This is a genomic window from Streptomyces sp. NPDC107550 (assembly GCF_055639095.1).
Map to the genome: position 1 here is coordinate 267,790 of NZ_JBVKBC010000008.1, position 16,359 is coordinate 284,148.

General features: G+C 68.1%; 13 protein-coding genes and 4 pseudogenes. 13 read left to right on the forward strand and 4 right to left on the reverse strand.

What is annotated here, in order from left to right; all coding sequences use genetic code 11:
* The first annotated feature begins 7 nt into the window (after positions 1-7).
* The 8 genes and pseudogenes from ACZ7LY_RS14680 (at position 8) to ACZ7LY_RS14715 (ending at position 7,166) form a co-directional block, all read left to right on the forward strand.
* Positions 8-631, forward strand: a complete 624-nt coding sequence (locus tag ACZ7LY_RS14680; RefSeq protein WP_471624937.1) for a DMSO/selenate family reductase complex B subunit — start codon at positions 8-10, stop codon at positions 629-631.
* A gap of 3 nt (positions 632-634) precedes the next feature.
* Positions 635-1,588, forward strand: a complete 954-nt coding sequence (locus tag ACZ7LY_RS14685) for a dimethyl sulfoxide reductase anchor subunit family protein (protein ID WP_471624938.1) — start codon at positions 635-637, stop codon at positions 1,586-1,588.
* A gap of 21 nt (positions 1,589-1,609) precedes the next feature.
* On the forward strand, positions 1,610-2,437 hold the full coding sequence (locus ACZ7LY_RS14690; RefSeq protein ID WP_471624939.1) for a TorD/DmsD family molecular chaperone: 828 nt from the start codon (positions 1,610-1,612) through the stop codon (positions 2,435-2,437).
* Between the two features lie 737 nt (positions 2,438-3,174).
* Entirely contained in the window at positions 3,175-3,486 is a 312-nt protein-coding gene (locus ACZ7LY_RS14695) for a hypothetical protein (RefSeq protein WP_471624940.1), read from the forward strand.
* A gap of 22 nt (positions 3,487-3,508) precedes the next feature.
* Positions 3,509-4,222, forward strand: a complete 714-nt coding sequence (locus ACZ7LY_RS14700; protein ID WP_471624965.1) for an AAA family ATPase — start codon at positions 3,509-3,511, stop codon at positions 4,220-4,222.
* 83 nt (positions 4,223-4,305) lie between these two features.
* Positions 4,306-5,952, forward strand: a pseudogene (istA, locus tag ACZ7LY_RS14705) (IS21 family transposase).
* A pseudogene (locus ACZ7LY_RS14710) lies at positions 5,949-6,149 on the forward strand (IS21-like element helper ATPase IstB); the annotation flags it as partial. The pseudogenes istA and ACZ7LY_RS14710, both read left to right, overlap by 4 nt.
* A 582-nt stretch (positions 6,150-6,731) precedes the next feature.
* Positions 6,732-7,166 (forward strand): hypothetical protein, encoded by a 435-nt coding sequence (locus tag ACZ7LY_RS14715; protein ID WP_471624941.1) that lies wholly within the window; start codon positions 6,732-6,734, stop codon positions 7,164-7,166.
* A 291-nt stretch (positions 7,167-7,457) separates the two neighbouring features.
* Here the strand turns inward: ACZ7LY_RS14715 and ACZ7LY_RS14720 are convergent, their stop codons facing one another.
* Together ACZ7LY_RS14720 and ACZ7LY_RS14725 are read right to left on the reverse strand one after the other, a co-directional pair.
* Positions 7,458-8,687 carry a trypsin-like serine protease gene (locus ACZ7LY_RS14720; protein WP_471624942.1) on the reverse strand — a complete coding sequence of 410 codons (1,230 nt, stop codon included), beginning with the start codon at positions 8,685-8,687 and terminating at the stop codon, positions 7,458-7,460.
* A 118-nt stretch (positions 8,688-8,805) separates the two neighbouring features.
* Positions 8,806-9,306 (reverse strand): hypothetical protein, encoded by a 501-nt coding sequence (locus ACZ7LY_RS14725; RefSeq protein ID WP_471624943.1) that lies wholly within the window; start codon positions 9,304-9,306, stop codon positions 8,806-8,808.
* A gap of 445 nt (positions 9,307-9,751) precedes the next feature.
* Here ACZ7LY_RS14725 and ACZ7LY_RS14730 point away from each other — a divergent pair, with 445 nt between their 5' ends.
* Positions 9,752-13,132 carry an ALF repeat-containing protein gene (locus tag ACZ7LY_RS14730; protein WP_471624944.1) on the forward strand — a complete coding sequence of 1,127 codons (3,381 nt, stop codon included), beginning with the start codon at positions 9,752-9,754 and terminating at the stop codon, positions 13,130-13,132.
* Between the two features lie 18 nt (positions 13,133-13,150).
* Positions 13,151-13,558, forward strand: coding sequence for a DUF7878 domain-containing protein (locus ACZ7LY_RS14735; RefSeq protein ID WP_471624945.1), 408 nt, complete (start codon positions 13,151-13,153; stop codon positions 13,556-13,558).
* Here the strand turns inward: ACZ7LY_RS14735 and ACZ7LY_RS14740 are convergent.
* Positions 13,555-13,914, reverse strand: a complete 360-nt coding sequence (locus tag ACZ7LY_RS14740) for a hypothetical protein (RefSeq protein ID WP_471624946.1) — start codon at positions 13,912-13,914, stop codon at positions 13,555-13,557. The two genes, ACZ7LY_RS14735 and ACZ7LY_RS14740, sit on opposite strands and share 4 nt — an antisense overlap.
* Positions 13,915-14,398: 484 nt before the next feature.
* Here ACZ7LY_RS14740 and ACZ7LY_RS14745 point away from each other — a divergent pair, with 484 nt between their 5' ends.
* Entirely contained in the window at positions 14,399-14,731 is a 333-nt protein-coding gene (locus tag ACZ7LY_RS14745) for a hypothetical protein (protein ID WP_471624947.1), read from the forward strand.
* Between the two features lie 231 nt (positions 14,732-14,962).
* On the opposite strand, the pseudogene ACZ7LY_RS14750 reads toward ACZ7LY_RS14745, so the two are convergent.
* Positions 14,963-15,334, reverse strand: a pseudogene (locus ACZ7LY_RS14750) (helicase associated domain-containing protein); the annotation flags it as partial.
* A 141-nt stretch (positions 15,335-15,475) separates the two neighbouring features.
* Here ACZ7LY_RS14750 and ACZ7LY_RS14755 point away from each other — a divergent pair.
* Both ACZ7LY_RS14755 and ACZ7LY_RS14760 read left to right on the forward strand, forming a co-directional pair.
* Entirely contained in the window at positions 15,476-15,814 is a 339-nt protein-coding gene (locus ACZ7LY_RS14755; RefSeq protein WP_471624948.1) for a hypothetical protein, read from the forward strand.
* 349 nt (positions 15,815-16,163) lie between these two features.
* A pseudogene (locus tag ACZ7LY_RS14760) lies at positions 16,164-16,352 on the forward strand (transposase); the annotation flags it as partial.
* Between the last annotated feature and the right edge of the window lie 7 nt (positions 16,353-16,359).

Sequence of the window (16,359 nt, forward strand, 5' to 3'; positions counted from 1 at the left end):
GAACATCATGTCCAAGCCCGAGCGACTCGGCTTCTATTTCGACCAGAGCCTGTGCACCGGATGCAAGGCCTGCCAGATCGCCTGCAAGGACAAACACGACCTGCCCGTGGACGTCAACTGGCGGCGCGTGGCGGAGTACGCGGGCGGCACCTGGCAGGAGTCCGACGACACGTTCTCGCCGAACATCTTCACCTCGTACGTCTCCGTCTCGTGCAACCACTGCGACAACCCGGTGTGCGTGCAGGTCTGCCCCACCACGGCCATGTCCAAGGGGCCGGACGGTGTCGTCAGCATCGACGAGAGCAAGTGCGTCGGCTGCCGCTACTGCGAGTGGGCCTGCCCGTACTCGGCACCGCAGTTCAACAAGGAGACCGGTCACATGTCGAAGTGCGACATGTGCGCGGACTACCGGGCCGAGGGCGACGACCCGGCCTGCGTCGCCGCCTGCCCCTCGCGCGCGCTGGACTGGGGGCCGATCGACGTACTGCGCAAGCGCCACGGCACGAACGCCGGGGTGGAACCGCTGCCCGACCCCTCGGTCACCCGCCCCAACCTCGTCATCACCCCGCACCGCGACGCCCAGCGCCCGGGCTCGGGCACCGGCCACATCCTGAACGAGCGGGAGATCTGAGCCATGAGTCTGCACGAACTGCCGATGATCCTCTTCACGGTGCTCGCCCAGCTCAGCGTCGGGGCGTTCACGGTCGTCGCAGTCCTGCGTCTGATCGCCGCAGCCCGGAGCCGCGAGGCGGGAGAGGCCCTGGAGAAGATCACCAACCCGGCCCTGTACGCGGCCTGGATCACGCTCTGCGTCGGCCTGCTGGCCTCCATGTTCCACATGAACGATGTCTTCCACGTGATGAACGTCTTCCGGCACGTCGACTCGTCCTGGCTCAGCCGCGAGATCGTGCTGGGCATGGTCTTCGCGGGCCTGGGGCTGTGCTGCGTGGCGGCCCAGTGGTTCGGATGGGGGAGTGGGGGACTACGCCGGGGGCTGACGGCGCTCGCCGCGCTGGCCGGACTCGTCCTCGTCCACGCGATGAGCATGATCTATTACTCGCTGGTCACCGTGCCCGCGTGGCACAACTGGCGTACGCCCGCGGCCTTCTACACCACAGCGCTGCTGCTCGGCACCCTCGTGGTGGCCACCGTACTCGCCGTCATGACGAAGCTCCGCCCGGAGCCGGCCGGTGCTTCCGAGGCTGTCGGTGCCGCCTCGGGGGGCGGGCAGGCGGGCTCTCCGCCGACGCTGCGCACCGTTCTCAACGGCCTCTCCGTGGCGGCGATCGTGCTGCTCGGCGTCGAGTTCGTGACCGTACCGCTCCACGTGTCGGCCCTGTCATCCGCCGGCGGGGTGGCGGCCGAGAGCGCCGCGGTGTACTCCGGGGCCTGGTTCGTGGCGCGGCTGGTGCTGGTGTTCCTCGGGGCCGGAGTGCTGGGCACCCTGCTGTACCGGTTCACGGCCGGAGCGCGCGTCGAGCCCGCGCGGCTGGCGGCCCTGGCCCCGGCGGCGTTCGCCCTCGTTCTCATCGGTGAGTTCATCGGGCGCTCGCAGTTCTACGAGTCGATGATCCGCATCGGCATGTGACGGAAACGGACGACGCACCCCATGACTCCCCCTGCGCTGGACCCCCAGCCCCCCACAGGCCCTGCCGACGACGTTCCCGGTTTCGACGACGGCGCGGCCGACCTGGCCGGCGTAACCGGCTGCGTCGGCGACCCGACCATCGCCCCTGATACCGTCACTGCGCTCTACGCACTCGCGGCGGCTTCCACCGTCGTCTCCCGGCTCCTGCTGGCGCCTCCCGATCAGCAGGCTCTGGGACGGCTGCGCGACCCGGGAATGCTCGCCGACTGGCCGCTGCCGCCGAGCGGGGCGACCGGCCATGGCCTGGCGTGCCTGGCGCGCTCGGCGGAGGCGGGCGAGGACACGGCCGCCGTCACCCGGGACTACAACCGGCTGTTCGTAGGTCCCGAGCGGCTGCTGGCACCGCCGTACGAGTCTGTCCACCGCTCGGACGAACAGCTGGTGTTCGAGCGGGAGACCTTCCAGGTCCGGGCGTTCTACGCCAGGTTCAGGCTCTCCGCGCCCCGGCTGGACCGCGAGCCCGACGACCACATCGGACTCGAACTCGACCTGGTGGCCACGGTGTGCACCCGGGTCGCCGACGCGCTGGAAGACGCGGGGGGCGGGGGTGGGGACGGGACCGGGGCCGGGGCCGCACGCGCGAAGACGTTCGCCGACGCGCTGCGGGAGTTCCTCGCCGATCATCTGCTTGTCTGGGGGCCCGGCTTCATGGAGATGGTCCAAGCGCAGGCGGATACGGAGTTCTACCGGGGGGTTGGCGCCCTGGGCTCGGATGTGCTGGCCCGCGCGGCGCGGTGGTGCGGCCTGCCGTCTGCGCACCGTGCCGAAAAGGTCGCCACGCGGGCCTGACCGCACACCCTTACGCCTCCGGCCCGAAGATGCGAACATGTCCGCCGCCCCGGAAGCCCGACCGGCCCCGCCGGCTCGTTGACGCCGGTCGCGCCCTGCGAAAGCTGGCGGTGCAGGATCGCTGCGGCGGCTGTCGCCTCCTCGGAGGTCCGTCCTCGCCATCCTGCGGGCCTTGGCCGCGGCGCTGATCGCCGTGGGCTGCGCCGCTGAGGCCGAGTTCGGCGGCGGCCGCCGGGTGATCTCGGCGACGAGGGTCGACCACCCTGGAAGGGGACAACAAGTGTCGAAGATGATGCGGCCATGATTGCTTAGGTTCCCCCCGTAACTCCGGCGACGGTGTCCGACGTCGAGTGTGTGCCGCGCGTTCGTCGGCGACTTGGCTGCCAGCGAGCGCTACTCGGTAGGGGGCGCTGAACTCGTCGTAGGCATGGCAGGGCGGGCGTTCCTCGTCGAGGGTCGGTGACGCCCCTGCCCGCAGGGGTGTGGAGCGCGCCGGAGGTATGCCTGTACGGGCCCGCCCCCGCCCTGGTGACGGAGCGGCTCATAGGAACGCCACGGGGTCCGCATGTCTCGTCGCCGATCCACGTCGCGGTACGCGCTCTGTACCCCGGCACGGCGCAGGTCAGCCGGGGGGGGGGGGAACGTCCGACGGGACTCTCACCGGCTGCGAACTGCGCCTGGAAGGCTCCCATGAGCAGAAGCCTCTTCGACCGGGTGCGTCCTGTGGGCGACAGCCTGTGAACCACGAGATCCGGCGCGGCGAGGTCTGGACCCTCGCGGATGGCCGTGACGTTCTGGTCATCAGTTTGACCGGGCTGGACCAGGCGTTCGGGGCGGTCCTGGCGATCGTGCTGCACCCCGCCGGCCGCTACCCCGACACCGCCATGTCGGTGGAGATCTTCGCCCCTCTGCACCGGACGGCGGTCACCATGAACATCCAGCAGCTCCACATCGCCACCCGGTTCGCGGGCGCCGTCTTGCAGGGCGAGGTCGACCCGGAGGTCATGGCCCACGTCAGCGCCGCGCTGCGCGCCGTCCAGGACCTCTGACCAGCAAAAAGGGGAAGCAATGATGTACGCCGCGGATGAGGTGCTGCGCACGGTCGCGGCGGGGACGCTGGTCGTCGCGGTCGGTCCCGCCGGCGCGGGTAAGTCCACCCTCGCCCGCGCCGCCGAAGCCCATGGCCTGGTGGTCGTCTGCCTCGATACTCTGCGCGAGGAAGTGTGCGGCGGCGCGGGCGACCAGCGAGCCACGCCCGCCGCCGTCGCGCGGCAGAACGCTCTCCTGGACGCCCACCTGGAAGGGGGCAGGAGCGTGTATCTGGACAGCATCAACGTGGAGCCCCGCGTTCGCGCCGACGTCATCCAGCGGGCCCGTACGCACGGTCGCCCGGCGGTCGTGCTGCGGGTCCTGCCGGGCCTGGACACCTGCCGTGCCCGCAACGCGCGACGCCCGGCCTCCGGCGCGTACCGGACGACGTCCTCGCGTGGCAGCACGCCCGCGCCTGTGAGGCGACGCCCGACGCCCTGCGGGCGGAGGGCTTCGCCGCCATCCACGACGTCACTCGCCCGACCTGACTGCCCGGGGGTTGCCCGTCTTACCTTCTTGGCGGGTTCGAACTGGTCATTCGTAGGATCGGCGGAGCCCAGGGGCTCTGGGTATGGTTCGTTGCCCGTTGCAGTCGGTATGGCCCAGGCAACTTGGCCGCCCGGATGGTTTTGTTCACGGGTAGCGACAGCGGTTGTTCACGGGTTTGGGAGGCACCCCGATCCACGGTCGGGGTGATGTTCACGAGTTTTGACAGCACTGTGGTTCTTGCCGGGGCAGCATCGGGATGCTCCTGGTGAAAGGTGCTGGTCATGCCGCAGATGTCGAAGGTCGAGCTGTACGCGGCGATCCGGCGTGACCACCGTGCTGGTGTGTCGATGCGAGCCTTGGAGCGCAAGTACGGGGTGACGTACCGGACAGTGCGGAAGGCGGTGAACTCGGCCTTGCCGGAGCCGTGGAAGAAGCTTCCGCCGCGTGCGACCGCTCTCGATCCGTACAAGCCGGCGATCGACCAGATGTTGCGGGCGGATCTGGATGCGCCGCGCAAGCAGCGGCACACGGTCACGCGGATCTTCCACCGGCTCGTCGAGGAGAACGGGGCCGAGGACATCTCGTACCAGATGGTCCGGCGCTACGTCGCTGACGGGAAGCCCGAGATCCTGGCGGCGTCCGGGAAGACGCCGGTGGAGGCGTTCGTCCCACAGTCCCACCAGCCCGGCATGGAGGCCGAGGTCGACTTCGGCGACGTCAAGGTGTGGCTGGCCGGCGAACTGGTCACCTGCTACCTGTTCTCCTTCCGCCTGTCCTATTCAGGCAAGGCCGTCCACCGCGTCTTCGACTTCCTGCGGGCAGGAAGCCTTCTTCGAAGGCCACGTGCACGCGCTCAGGACGCTGGGCGGGGTTCCGCGGACCAAGGTCCGCTACGACAACCTGAAGTCCGCGGTCGCCCAGGTCCTGGGACTCAGCCGGGCCCGGGTCGAAACGGACCGCTGGATCGCTTTCCGCTCCCATTTCGGCATCGAGAGCTTCTACTGCCGCCCCGGCATCGAGGGCACCCACGAGAAGGGCGGGGTCGAGGGGCAGATCGGATACTTCCGCCGCAATCACTTCACGCCCGTCCCGGAAGTCGGTCACTCGCCGAGCTGAACGAATTGGTCGACCAGTGGGACCTCCACGACGGGCGTCGACGCATCGGGGCCAGGCCCCGGACGATCGACGAGTACTTCGCTGTCGAACAGCCGCTGCTGGCACCCCTCCCGGACGAGCCGTTCGAAACGGGCCGGCTGTACACGCCGCGAGTGGACCGCTACAGCCAGATCACCGTCCGCACCAACCGCTACTCGGTCCCCGTCCGTTTGATCGGCAAGAAGGTTCGGGTCATGCTGCACGCCTCTCACCTGGTCGTTTACGACCAGAACGTGGAAGTGGCCCGGCGCGAACGCCTGATCGCCAAGTGCGGAATCCGCCTGGAGCTGGACCACTACCTGGAGGCCCTGGTCCGCAAACCGGGTGCTTTCCCCGGCGCCACCGCCCTGGAACAGGCCCGCTCGGCGGGGAGATTCACCCCGGTTCATGACGCCTGGTGGGCGGTCGCCCGCAAGGTCCACGGCGAGAGGGACGGCACTCGAGCATTGATCGAAGTGCTGCTGCTGGGCCGGCATATCGCGCACGAACACCTTGTCACTGGCCTGGCCACGGCCCTGCGGGCTGGAGCTCTGACCGCAGACGCGGTTGCCCTGGAGGCCCGCAAAGCCGCCCAGACCGAGGACGAACCCACCACCATCCCCACGCCGCGCGATCTGCATCCGGCAGGCCAGCCGTCGGCGACCATCACGTTCCTGCACGAGTGGCGGCTCGCGCGCCTGCCGCCGGACACCAGGCCGCTGCCCTCGGTGAGCCCCTATGACCAGTTGCTCCGCCGCCACCGCACCAGTGGCAGCACCCACCGTGAGGGAGAAGTCCAGTGACCCTGCCCCGCCAACGGAACATGACCGAGCAGGCCGCCGACGCCGCCATCGACACCGCCTGCCGGCTCCTGAGGCTGCCGACGATCCGGGCCGAGTTCCCCGACATCGCCTCCGCGGCTGCCAAGGACCAAATGACCCACCGCGGCTTCCTCGCTGAGCTGCTGATGGCCGAATGCGACGACCGCGCACGGCGCCGCTGGATGCCCAGGGCGATCTCCGAGCCGGGGAACTGGTCGGTCAGCATCGCCATAAAGCGGGCCCCATCCGCTGCTCCTGGTAGACAGACAGGGACGACAGCCCGCGGCTCGACGACAAAGCGCTGACGGCGGCGCGGGCTTGTCCAGCACGCAGGGCCGGCACCCTCGCCCTTTCGAGGGAACTGGCGGCTCGTGGCTTCGGCCGCTGCCGCTGGCCCGGTTAGCATCCTGCTCGGCTAGCGCGTACTGCCGATCACCGCCCGCCCCTGGAGCCACGCCGCCGGGGTGCGGAGGTGAAGGTCCTGCGGGGCCCGCTCCCTACCGTTCTGCGATCCGTCGTGCTCTACGGCAGTCGTACGAGCCGGTGCCGGGGGCGTGGCCCGGTCCGACAGAGGAGTACGTCATGCCGAAGAACCAGTCCACCGCCGCGCAGACCGCTCGCCGGGCGAGCCGCACCGGGGGGGAAGTACACCCAGGCGCTGCGCCGTGCGCAGACCAGCGAAGCGATGCTCCTCGCTCCATGACCGATGCCAACACGTGAAACGCTTCCGACATCGATCAGTCCCACCGCAGGAGCAGCGAATGTCCAGGACCGCCGACATCGATCTCGTGTTCGCACGTGCCGTCACCGTAAATGCCGTGGTGCGAGCTCTTGCCGGTGAGGGGTGGTCGCTGCAGGAACCGCTTGGTATCTCCTACATGGTCAACAACGACGACCTGTTCGACTGGCAGTCGGCTTCAACCGACCAGGCAGCTGAGGTCCTGACCGTGGTGGATTCACCGGACAACATCGACTACCACGTCGGCGTCTGCATCTATCACTCAACTGCGGAAACCGGTGGCCAGTTACTTTTTCATGCTGGCCGATCGCACTGTTCCTTCATCCCGACGATCGACCGGCGAAGGCTCTCTGGAGCACCAGCCCTGACTGACATGGCGTGGTATCTGAACGCACTGGTACCGCCCCTGCTTGCCATGGGGCTGGCCAGCTATGAAGCGAGAGACCTTGTCGACTGAGGCTCGTTCGTCAGCAACTCGGTCGACATGCGGGCAGCACGCGCACTCGGGTCGATCCTCGCTGCCTGCCCAGCCGGTGTCACTCACGGCTACGAGCGGGGCAAACCGCGCAGCGAACCGCGCGTGTAACCCCGCCAACCCCCCCACGCCAGAACTCGGCTTGACGCACACCAAGATCGGCAGACACCGGGACACTCAGTCACACAAAACCCCATAACTGTGATTGCAGTATTAGGAATCGTTGATCGGGTCGAGGTGTCCGATCAACGATCAGCCCACCAGAGGGACACGTTATGAGGTGGGCAGCGGGCCGGGCTGGGCGGCGTCGCGGGAGGCGGTGGGGAAGTTGTCAGCGCGGGTGAGGCTGAAACGTTCCCAGCTGCCGATCGTGGTACTGCGCGCGCGCAGCAGTCCGTTGTCCGTGTCGCTGTCGTTGATCTCGGTGGACACGTACTTGAGCTTGCTCATTGCCTTGAGGGAGTAGTTTCCGTTGCTCTGGCGGTCGAGTTTGAACTTTTCCCAGTTGCCCGCACTGGTGGCGCGGGCGCGCAGCATGCCGGCGTGGGTGCCGGCATCCTCGACCTCGACACTGACGTACAGGTCACCGTTCTGGGCCTGCAGGCTGATGCCGCCGTCGGTGCCGTTTGCGGGGAGCGCGAACTGTTCCCAGCTGCCGGTGGGGGCGTTGCTGCGGGCGCGCAGCTTGCCTTGTTGGTTGCCCGCGTCGTTGAACTCGGCAGCGACGTACTTGCCGTTGGCCTCTGCCTTCAGACCCCACCGCGCGACGTGCGCCGATACCCAGCCGGCCAGGTCGTCGACACGCGTGTCGAGGGCGTCGGTGCGCGTCTCGGCAGCGTCAGTGCCGAAACAACCACCCTGCCAGGATCGGGAGTTGATGCCCACGAGCTCCCTCTTGCCGCCGTTGACGGCCAGTGCGGGTGCGCCGGTGTCGCCGTCGCAGATGGCGGAGCCGTCCTTGCCGGCGAGCGGCAGGTCGCTGTTGCTGGTGGCGCCGACAGTGAAGGTGCCGACGTGCATCTTCAGTGGCGACCATTCGGTCTTGGTGCGTCCGTAGCTGGGCACGGTCACATCGGTTCCCGCGGCGGGGGGCTGGGCGGCGATCGGCACTGGGGCGATGTCGGTGACCGGCTTGTCCAGCCGGGCCAGCATCAGGTCGCGGTCGGTGCGCGGCACAAGTTGCACGATGCTGCGTACCTGCCCGGTGTTGGAGGTCATGTCGGTGCGGCCGATGGTGACCTTCGCGGCCTTGGCCGGGGGGCCTGCGGCGGGCTTGCCGTCGGCGAAGCAGGTGGCGGAGGTCAGCAGCCACTGCGACTCGACCAGGACGCCGGAGCAGGTGCGATCACCGTCGCCGATGTCGATGCGGGCGGTGAACGCGGCCGTCAGGGCGGCGGCTTCACCCCCGGTGACGGCCTGGGCGGGCAGGGCGGTGAACACGCCGGTGGCGAGTGAGGTGGCGAGCAGGCTGGTCAGGGCTGCTCGACGGGAAGTTGTGGACACGGGTGCGCAGGATTCCGATCAGGAGGAACAACGAATAGGAGCGGCCGACCGGTTGGACCCGGGAGCCGTGCGGCGGCCCGCGCACCTCACAAGAGGCGGGGCCGACCGGGGGTGCTGGTCAGCCGGTGACGCGCAGCTCGACCAGGATGGAGCGCTCGCCGGAGGCGCCGGACTCGCCCATCGGCGTGTAGTCGTTGACCGGGGCCTTCACGACGCTCTCCTTGCCGCCGGCATCCAGCGTCGCCTCCACGGGGTGCGCACCGTTGTCGATGCCGAAGGAGTCCGGCAGCTCGAGGGTGAGCAGACCCGTCTTGCCAGTGACCGTGAAGCAGAAGTGCCCGAGCCGGGAGCGGACCTGCAGGTCGTAGGTCTGGGCGCAGTCGGCGAGCGTGATGTGGCCGTCGCCGCGCTTGAGGGTGATGCCCTTGTCGGCGGCGATCTTCGCCGCGCCAGGGTAGTCCCAGGTCTCGGCGGTGGTGGGCATGTCGGTGGCCGCGGCGGCGGCCGGGGCGGCCTGCGGCTCGGCCTGCGCGGTGTTCAGGGTGAGGAGGCCGCCGGTTGCGGCCAGGGCTCCAACGGCACCGGTGATGAGTGCCTTTCGGGCACGGGATATCGCCACTTCGTCCTTCCGGGCAGGGGTGGGCTGGAATGAACAATGCCCACAAAATTTCCACAAGTAAAGCACATGTATGCTGCAGCTCTCCTCAACAGCCCTCAGACCAGGGATTGTTGTGCGATCAGATGAAGTCACCGTGAAGGTGCTGGGCTTTACTTCAGCGAGTAACTCGCATTTCGCGCTATGCGCCTGAAACGGGCATTCCGTTTAGGGGTGGGCATTACGAGGAGTCGCACCTTCACCGCGGCCGGAATGAGGTCCCGCACGCCGTGTGGACCCGGAGGAAGGAATCAGGGTGGGAAGACGACCACGCCAGGGGGCGGCCGGCGCCACGCGCCGGTCTGCGGCTCGATGGCACAACCGGACACGGATGTGGGGGGCCCGCGGCGCGGCAGTCATGCTTCCCGGCGCACTCATAGCCGGGCTGCTGGGGAGCGCCGTTCCAGCGGTGGCGGACGACGAGGACTTCGCGACGGACCGTGGCGACGCTGTTGCGCTCTGGCTGACCGGAGGCCCCGGCGTCAAGGAAGCTGCCGAGCAGGCGTTGTTGGGGTCGGATGACGACGTCAAGAAGTTCCTTGCCGATGTGCCCGCCATCCAGAACGTCGATGACGAGGTTGATGCCAGCCGCATCTTCAATGTGGGTGGTCCGGCAGTTCGGGATGCCGCGAAGGCGGCACTGGCGGGTACCCCTGCTGATCTGCATGCGTTCTTGAAGGACGGGTGGAAGGCCCAGCTGGAGCAGGACCAGGAGGTCGATGTCTCCCGGGTCGTCAACTACGGCGGGACCAGCGTCAAGGAGGCCGGGAAGAAGGCCCTGAACGGCACTGCGGCCGACCGGGCCAAGTTCCTCGACCAGGGCCAGTACGACGCCCAGGAGATCGACGATGAGGTCGAGGTCTCCAAGCTCATCAATGCGGGTGGGCCGAACGTACAGGCCGCAGGCAAGCTCGCCCTCAAGGGCAGCGCGGACGACATACGGGAGTTCCTGGAGGTCGGCCAGTTCACGGCGCGAGACCGCGACGAGGAACACGCCACCATCCAGGAGCTGACGGACCAGGCGGAGAAGGCCGGCAAGCAGGCGAAGAAGGAAACCGAGAACGCTCAGGAGCAGTCGAAGAAGGCGATCGCGGCGGCCGAGCAGGCGCAGAAGGCCGCCGAGAAGGCCGCGACGGAGACCGAGGCGGCCAAGAACGACTCGAAGAAGGCCGCAGTCAAGGCCAAGCAGGCCGCCGATGCGGCCCGCCAGGCCGCCGGCGCTGCGCAGAGTGCGATCAGTGCCGCGAACGCGGCCAACCGTTCCGCACGGATCGCCGCGCTCGCGGCCGCGCAGACGGCGAGCGCCGTTGCTCAGGCTGCGGACGCGGTCGAGGACGCCTACAACGCGGCCATCGCCGCGGGCAAGGACAAGAACCAGGCCGCAGATGCAGCCGCCAAGGCCAAGGCCGCACACAAGGCCGCCGATCTCGCGCGCCGTTCCGCAGTGGCCGCGGACCAGGCGGGCAAGGCGTCGCTGGCGGCGAAGGCCGCGGTGAAGGCATCCCGCAGCGCCGGGGCAAACGCGAACGCGGCCGCCGATGCGGCCGACCGCGCCAACACCGCTGCCGAAGCGGCGGGTGTCCACTCGGGCGAGGCCGCGGCCGCCGCTGCAGAGACGCGCCGTCACGCCGCCGAGGCCAACCGGGCCGCGGACCGTGCCGAGGCACTCGCGAACAAGTCCGCCACCGCCGCCAACCAGGCACGCGACTACGCCAACTCGGCAGCCGACCACGCCGACAAGGCCGCCGACGCTGCCGACGCCGCGGCCAAGTTCGCCGGCACGGCAGCCGAAGCGGCGAAGCTGGCGACCCAGCACGCGGCCGCGGCCAAACAAGCCGCCGACACCGCCACCAATGCGGCCACCACGGCGCACCAGGTCTTCGGCATCGCGCGTGAGACCGAGGCGGAGGAGCTGACCACCCGCACTAACGCCGCCATCGAGGTCGCCAAGACCGAGAAGGCCACCTACGACGAGTCCGTGTCCCAGGTCGCCGGCGTTGCCGTCAAGGCGCATGACCTGGACGCCACCGCGGCCACTCTCGGTGCTGAGGCCGCCAAGCCAGGCGCCGACCAGACCGCGCTCGCGGCCAAGGGCCGCCAGCTCGCCCTGGACGCGATGAAGACCCGCGGCCCATGGGTCAGCCAGGCCGCCGCCGACGCTCTGGGAGGCACCGACCAGGACGTGATCACATTCCTGCGCACCGGCTGGACCACGGCCGTGCAGGACGAGACCCGCGACGCCGTCTCCGAGCTGAGCACCACCAGTCCCTACGAGAGCGTGCGCACCGCCGCGACCAAGGCCCTTGAGGGTGATGCAAAGACAGTCAACGACTTCTACACCACCGGCCAGTACACCTCTGGTGCCACCGACATGGAGGTGGAAGTCTCCAAGATCGTCAACGCCGGCGGAGTCAGCGTGCAGGAGGCCGGCAAGGCCGCGCTCGCCGACGGCGGCGGTAAGGCCCTGGCCGCGTTCATCGCGCACGGCCAGTACGTCGCCCGCAGCACCGACGAAGAGGCCCAGGCCTCCAAGCTCGTCAACGACGGCGGTGCCGAGGTGAAGGCCGCGGCGAAGATCGCCCTGGCCGGACCGGTCAACGAACTGCACGACTTCATCGCCGTCGGGCAGTACATGGCCGACCGCAAGGACCAGCTCGCCGCCACCCACGTCGCCCAGGTCACCAGTCTGGTCGCCCGGGCCGACTCCATGGCCGCTACCGCCCGCAAGAACAGCTTCCTCGCAGCTCAGTCCGCCTACGAAGCCAACGGAGCCGCCGCCGACGCGCAGGCCGCTGCAGCGGACGCCAAGAAGTCCGCCGAGCAGGCGAAGGGCTACGCGGCCGACGCCGACAAGTCCGCTGACCAGGCCCAGACCAGCGCGGACAAGGCCGCCAAGTCCGCGACCACCGCCCGCAACGCGGCCGATGCCGCCGACCGCGACGCCGCGGCCGCTACCGAATCCGCCGCCGAGGCCGCATGGTCGGCCAGCTACGCACAGAAGTCGGCTGCGCAGGCCAACGACAGTGCAGCCGACGCCAGGGAGTCGGCGCTGGCTGCAGGCAAGTCCGCCGCCCAGGCCGACGCCGACGCCAAGGCCGCCAAGGGCCGGGCCATCGACCTGCTCAAGCAGGAAGAAGCCGCAGCCCGCAAGGCCGCTAAGGAAGCCCGCGACAAGCACGCTGCAGCCGACAACAGGCCGCGCTGCGTCCCCAACAACAACGTCGCCGGCGTCGACTGGAACCTGGTCCGCTGCGTCAACAAGGGCGGCACCATCGAGGCCCCCGAGTACGACCCCCGCCTCGTAGCCTTCGTCTGGGCCATCACCGGCACAGACCTGGCCGCCGAGTGCTACAAGAACCCCAGCGCGAAGAAGTGCGGCGAAGCCCTGGCGATGCTCATCCCCGGAGGGGTTGAAATCAAGGGCCTCAAGACACTCAAGGATGTAGAGAAGATCGCGGAGGCATCTCGCGTTGGGCGCATGTCCGAGGCCTCTGAAATCGCGCTGCAGGCAGCCAAAGATCCGTCCAAGTTCACCATCAAGGACATCCATCTCGATGGTGGGTTGACACGCAAGGCGAAGTTCGCCACCTCGGACAAGGCGACCGCTCAGCAGTGGGTAGCCGAAGCAATGACGTCACCGAATGCGGTCTTCAAGCCAAATTCACTGCCCGATACGTTTAAGATGGAAGTCGCCATGGGTCGCGTAGTTGGCACCAAGGGGCAGTCGGGAATACGAATCATCGTCACCAATGACGGGCGAGTCTTTGGAGCCTTCCCGTACAATCCCTGACTGCAGTAAGGCTGAAGAGTGGAAATCTCATACACTAACCTCCAGGCGGGCGAGCCGACGGGTCCAACGCTGGCAGAGCGCCTGTACGCAATTGAAGGCGATCTCTCGATCCAGGACGGTAACCGGCAGATCCTTGCCGAACCATTGTTCCCGCTGGGGGAACTCGCCTACCATCTCAGCATTTGGATTGCCGGGGAGGAGCACGGGACTTTCGTTCTCGACACAATGTCAACAGACCCCGGCTGGGTCATAATCGAAGAAAAAGAAGACGGCTGGGCAGTAGGATCAATTCTGGAGCCTGGCGTGTGGTCGGCAGGGGTTGATTGGGCAACCTTGGCTCAGGAAATCCGCCGGTTGGTGAACCGCTTGCGTCGAGATTTGAAGGAACTAGGAGTCACTCCTGACCCTATTCCGGATCCGAATTAATAGCGACTGAACTGGCGCGCCTCGAACGACGATGAGGTCATATCATCCTTAGTGGATGGCATGACCTCATCGTGAGAGTTGTAAAGGGCGGGCCCCGCCTTGTCGCCCCTGTGCGGGACCTCGCGGACCGCGACCGACCGATCGCCGCGCGCCGCCACCGTCCCGGCCGTGTCGGCACGGCCGGGGTCGGTACTGCCGGTGGCGAAGCCCTGGCCCCACAGCCCGGCCAGTGCGGCCAGTACCGTGCCCAGACCCGCTGCCACCGCCCAGCGCACTCCCGTGTCCTCGATCAGCGACGGCGGCACCCACACCCCGCACACCACCGTTGGCGCGGCGAACGCCACCGCGGTCACCACGGCCGCCACACACCAGCGCGCCCCACGCCCCATCGAGCCACCCCCGTACCCAGCCCCTGACATGCCGTCACCACGATCCCATGCAGCCGCCCTTCCCGTACCACGAACAGCGGGGCAGTACGTTCCGGTCGGCCTCTACCGCGCTCGTGCCCGCGCCGCCCCCGTCGCCTGCCACAGGCTCCAGGGCGGGCGACTCGCCTTTTACGCGGGGACGGCCGGCCCGGCTGCCGGCTGCTGCCGGTCCTCCCGCCGACCGGGGATGTGCGCTCCTGATGAGCTCCGTAGCAAGCTCGGCCCGCCTGATCCGGTGACGCAGGTCCCCGGGAAGGGAAGCGTTGAAGTGTGGAAGATGGAAGGCGGGAACGTCAACTACCGAAACTTCAGCGGCTCAGGCGGGGCCGGCGATACCACGATCGACTTCACCAAGGACCTCGCCAAAGAGTTCGGATTTAAGCGATACCACGCTAAGTAAGGAAGAACGCTCATGCTGACCGACGCCGGGTACCGCGCCGAGCTGGATTATCTGATCCGATACGCAGAGATGTCCCCGGTCTACTTCACTCCACTCTGGGACGCAGCCGAAACCGTAGCAGGTCAGAGCGCCAGTGAAGTTGAGGTGCAAGAAGCTGCACTCAGACTTATCGGAGACATGATGGACCACGGCATCAAGGTGGGGGATATGAGCCCAAAAGATGGAGAGGGCGTCATCCCGTGGGGTCTCTCCCGCTCTGAGACGCTGGAACGCATCCACTCGGGAATGCAGGCGTACGAGGACCCGCTTGAGTATGTGAATATTTGCTGGTTCAGCGCTACCTGACGCCAGCGGATTCCAGTATGCCCTGCGGCGCAAGAAGCGCGGCGCAGGGCAAACTAGTTACGTGGCGGGTCTCGCGAGCTTCTTGTAGCAGGGCAGAGCCATGCGGCCAGCAGGGGGCGTGCCACCGTCCACGCATTTAGCGTGGACGGTTCGGAACGCCAGGGATTCTTCCCGCCCCGAGACAGGCAGTGAGCACTGGCCGCCCACTACGGACAGCCGTGCGTGCCTTGGTCAGGCCCAGTCCATACCGAGCTTCGCGAGGGCGGCGCGCTGCTCCGCGGTGAGTTTGTCGCGCCTCGATTTGGTGTTCGAGACCCACACGCCCAGCTTCACGACCACCGGCTCCGCCTCGCCCTCGACCGTGATCTCCTCGCCGTGGGCACGGGGCACCGGCCGGTCCGCGCCTTCCCCTCTCCACCCATTGGGCTAGGGCCGCCAAGCCCCGCTGGAACGCCTGCTGCGCCTTGCCCGGCCCCTTCGCTGTACGCGCCGCTGCGGGCGCGGAAGCGGGGCCTCGGGGGCCGTGATGCCGAGCGTGGTCAGCCGCTCGCGCTGTTCGGGCAGGAGTTGCGCCCAGGTGCCCGGGTTCTTCTGCCGCTGGAGCCGCTCGTCGGGAGTAGTCGGCGTTCAGACGAGATAGGCCTGCTTTTCGGACATCTGGGGGTGAGTCCGCTGAATTCCGGCCGGTGCGCAGACCACGCTAGGAGGGCAAGGAGCATCTGAGACCAGGAGAAGGGAACGCATGTGAAAGCGCGCACGCTGCTTGCTTTCGGGGCCGCCACGGCTGGCCTCGCCACCAGCGTCTTCGTTGCCGCGCCGTCTGCGGCTGCCGCACCTGCCCCCGGGCGCGCTGCCGTTGTCGTGACCCCCACGGCGGCTGCCGACAATTGCAGCTCGTGGTTCGACAACGCCGGGCCCGGAGGCGCCGGCCGGGCCCACGCGAAGTGTCCCGGCGTCTACGTGCAAATCACGATCACCTGCGTAGACGGACAGCGGAACACCAGTGCCTGGCGTTATGGCTACGCCAAGGCCGAGTGCTCTTACGGCGTCGACTGGGAGAGCGCCAGCTACCGCACCAAGTGATCCTGTGCCGCTCGGCGTAGAAGCTGCGGGCGTGTTGGACGGGTGGTTGCTGCCTCTCGCAGGCAGCAACCGCGCCGCAGTGACCATAGTCGAGCGGCGGTTCAGCCGAAGAGCCAGTGGGAACTGGCAGTCAAACTACGTTGGCACACGCTCAAGGTTCGCTGTCACAGGAGGGGCGCAGGTGGCGGTCTTGCCCGGCCGCCAGCGCGAGTGCTTCACCGCTGTATCCGGTTCCGGGTGGGGGGTGTGCCGGGCCGTGTGGGTGGCCGGGGCGGATCACCGGGCCAAGCAGCTAGGACTTGTCCGGCCGATCATGTGACTAATTCGAGTCCAGGTCGTTGCTGTAGACATGGGGCGGGGTGATCTGAGCGATGCCGAGTGGGAACGGCTACGGCCGTTCCTGCCGGTCAGCAACAGGCGTTGCGGCAGGTGGCGGGACCACCGACAGGTGATCAACGGGATTCTGTACCGGGTGCGGACCGGCGTTCAGTGGCGTGACCTGCCCGAACGGTTCGGGCCGTGGAAGACCGTCTACGAAATACGTG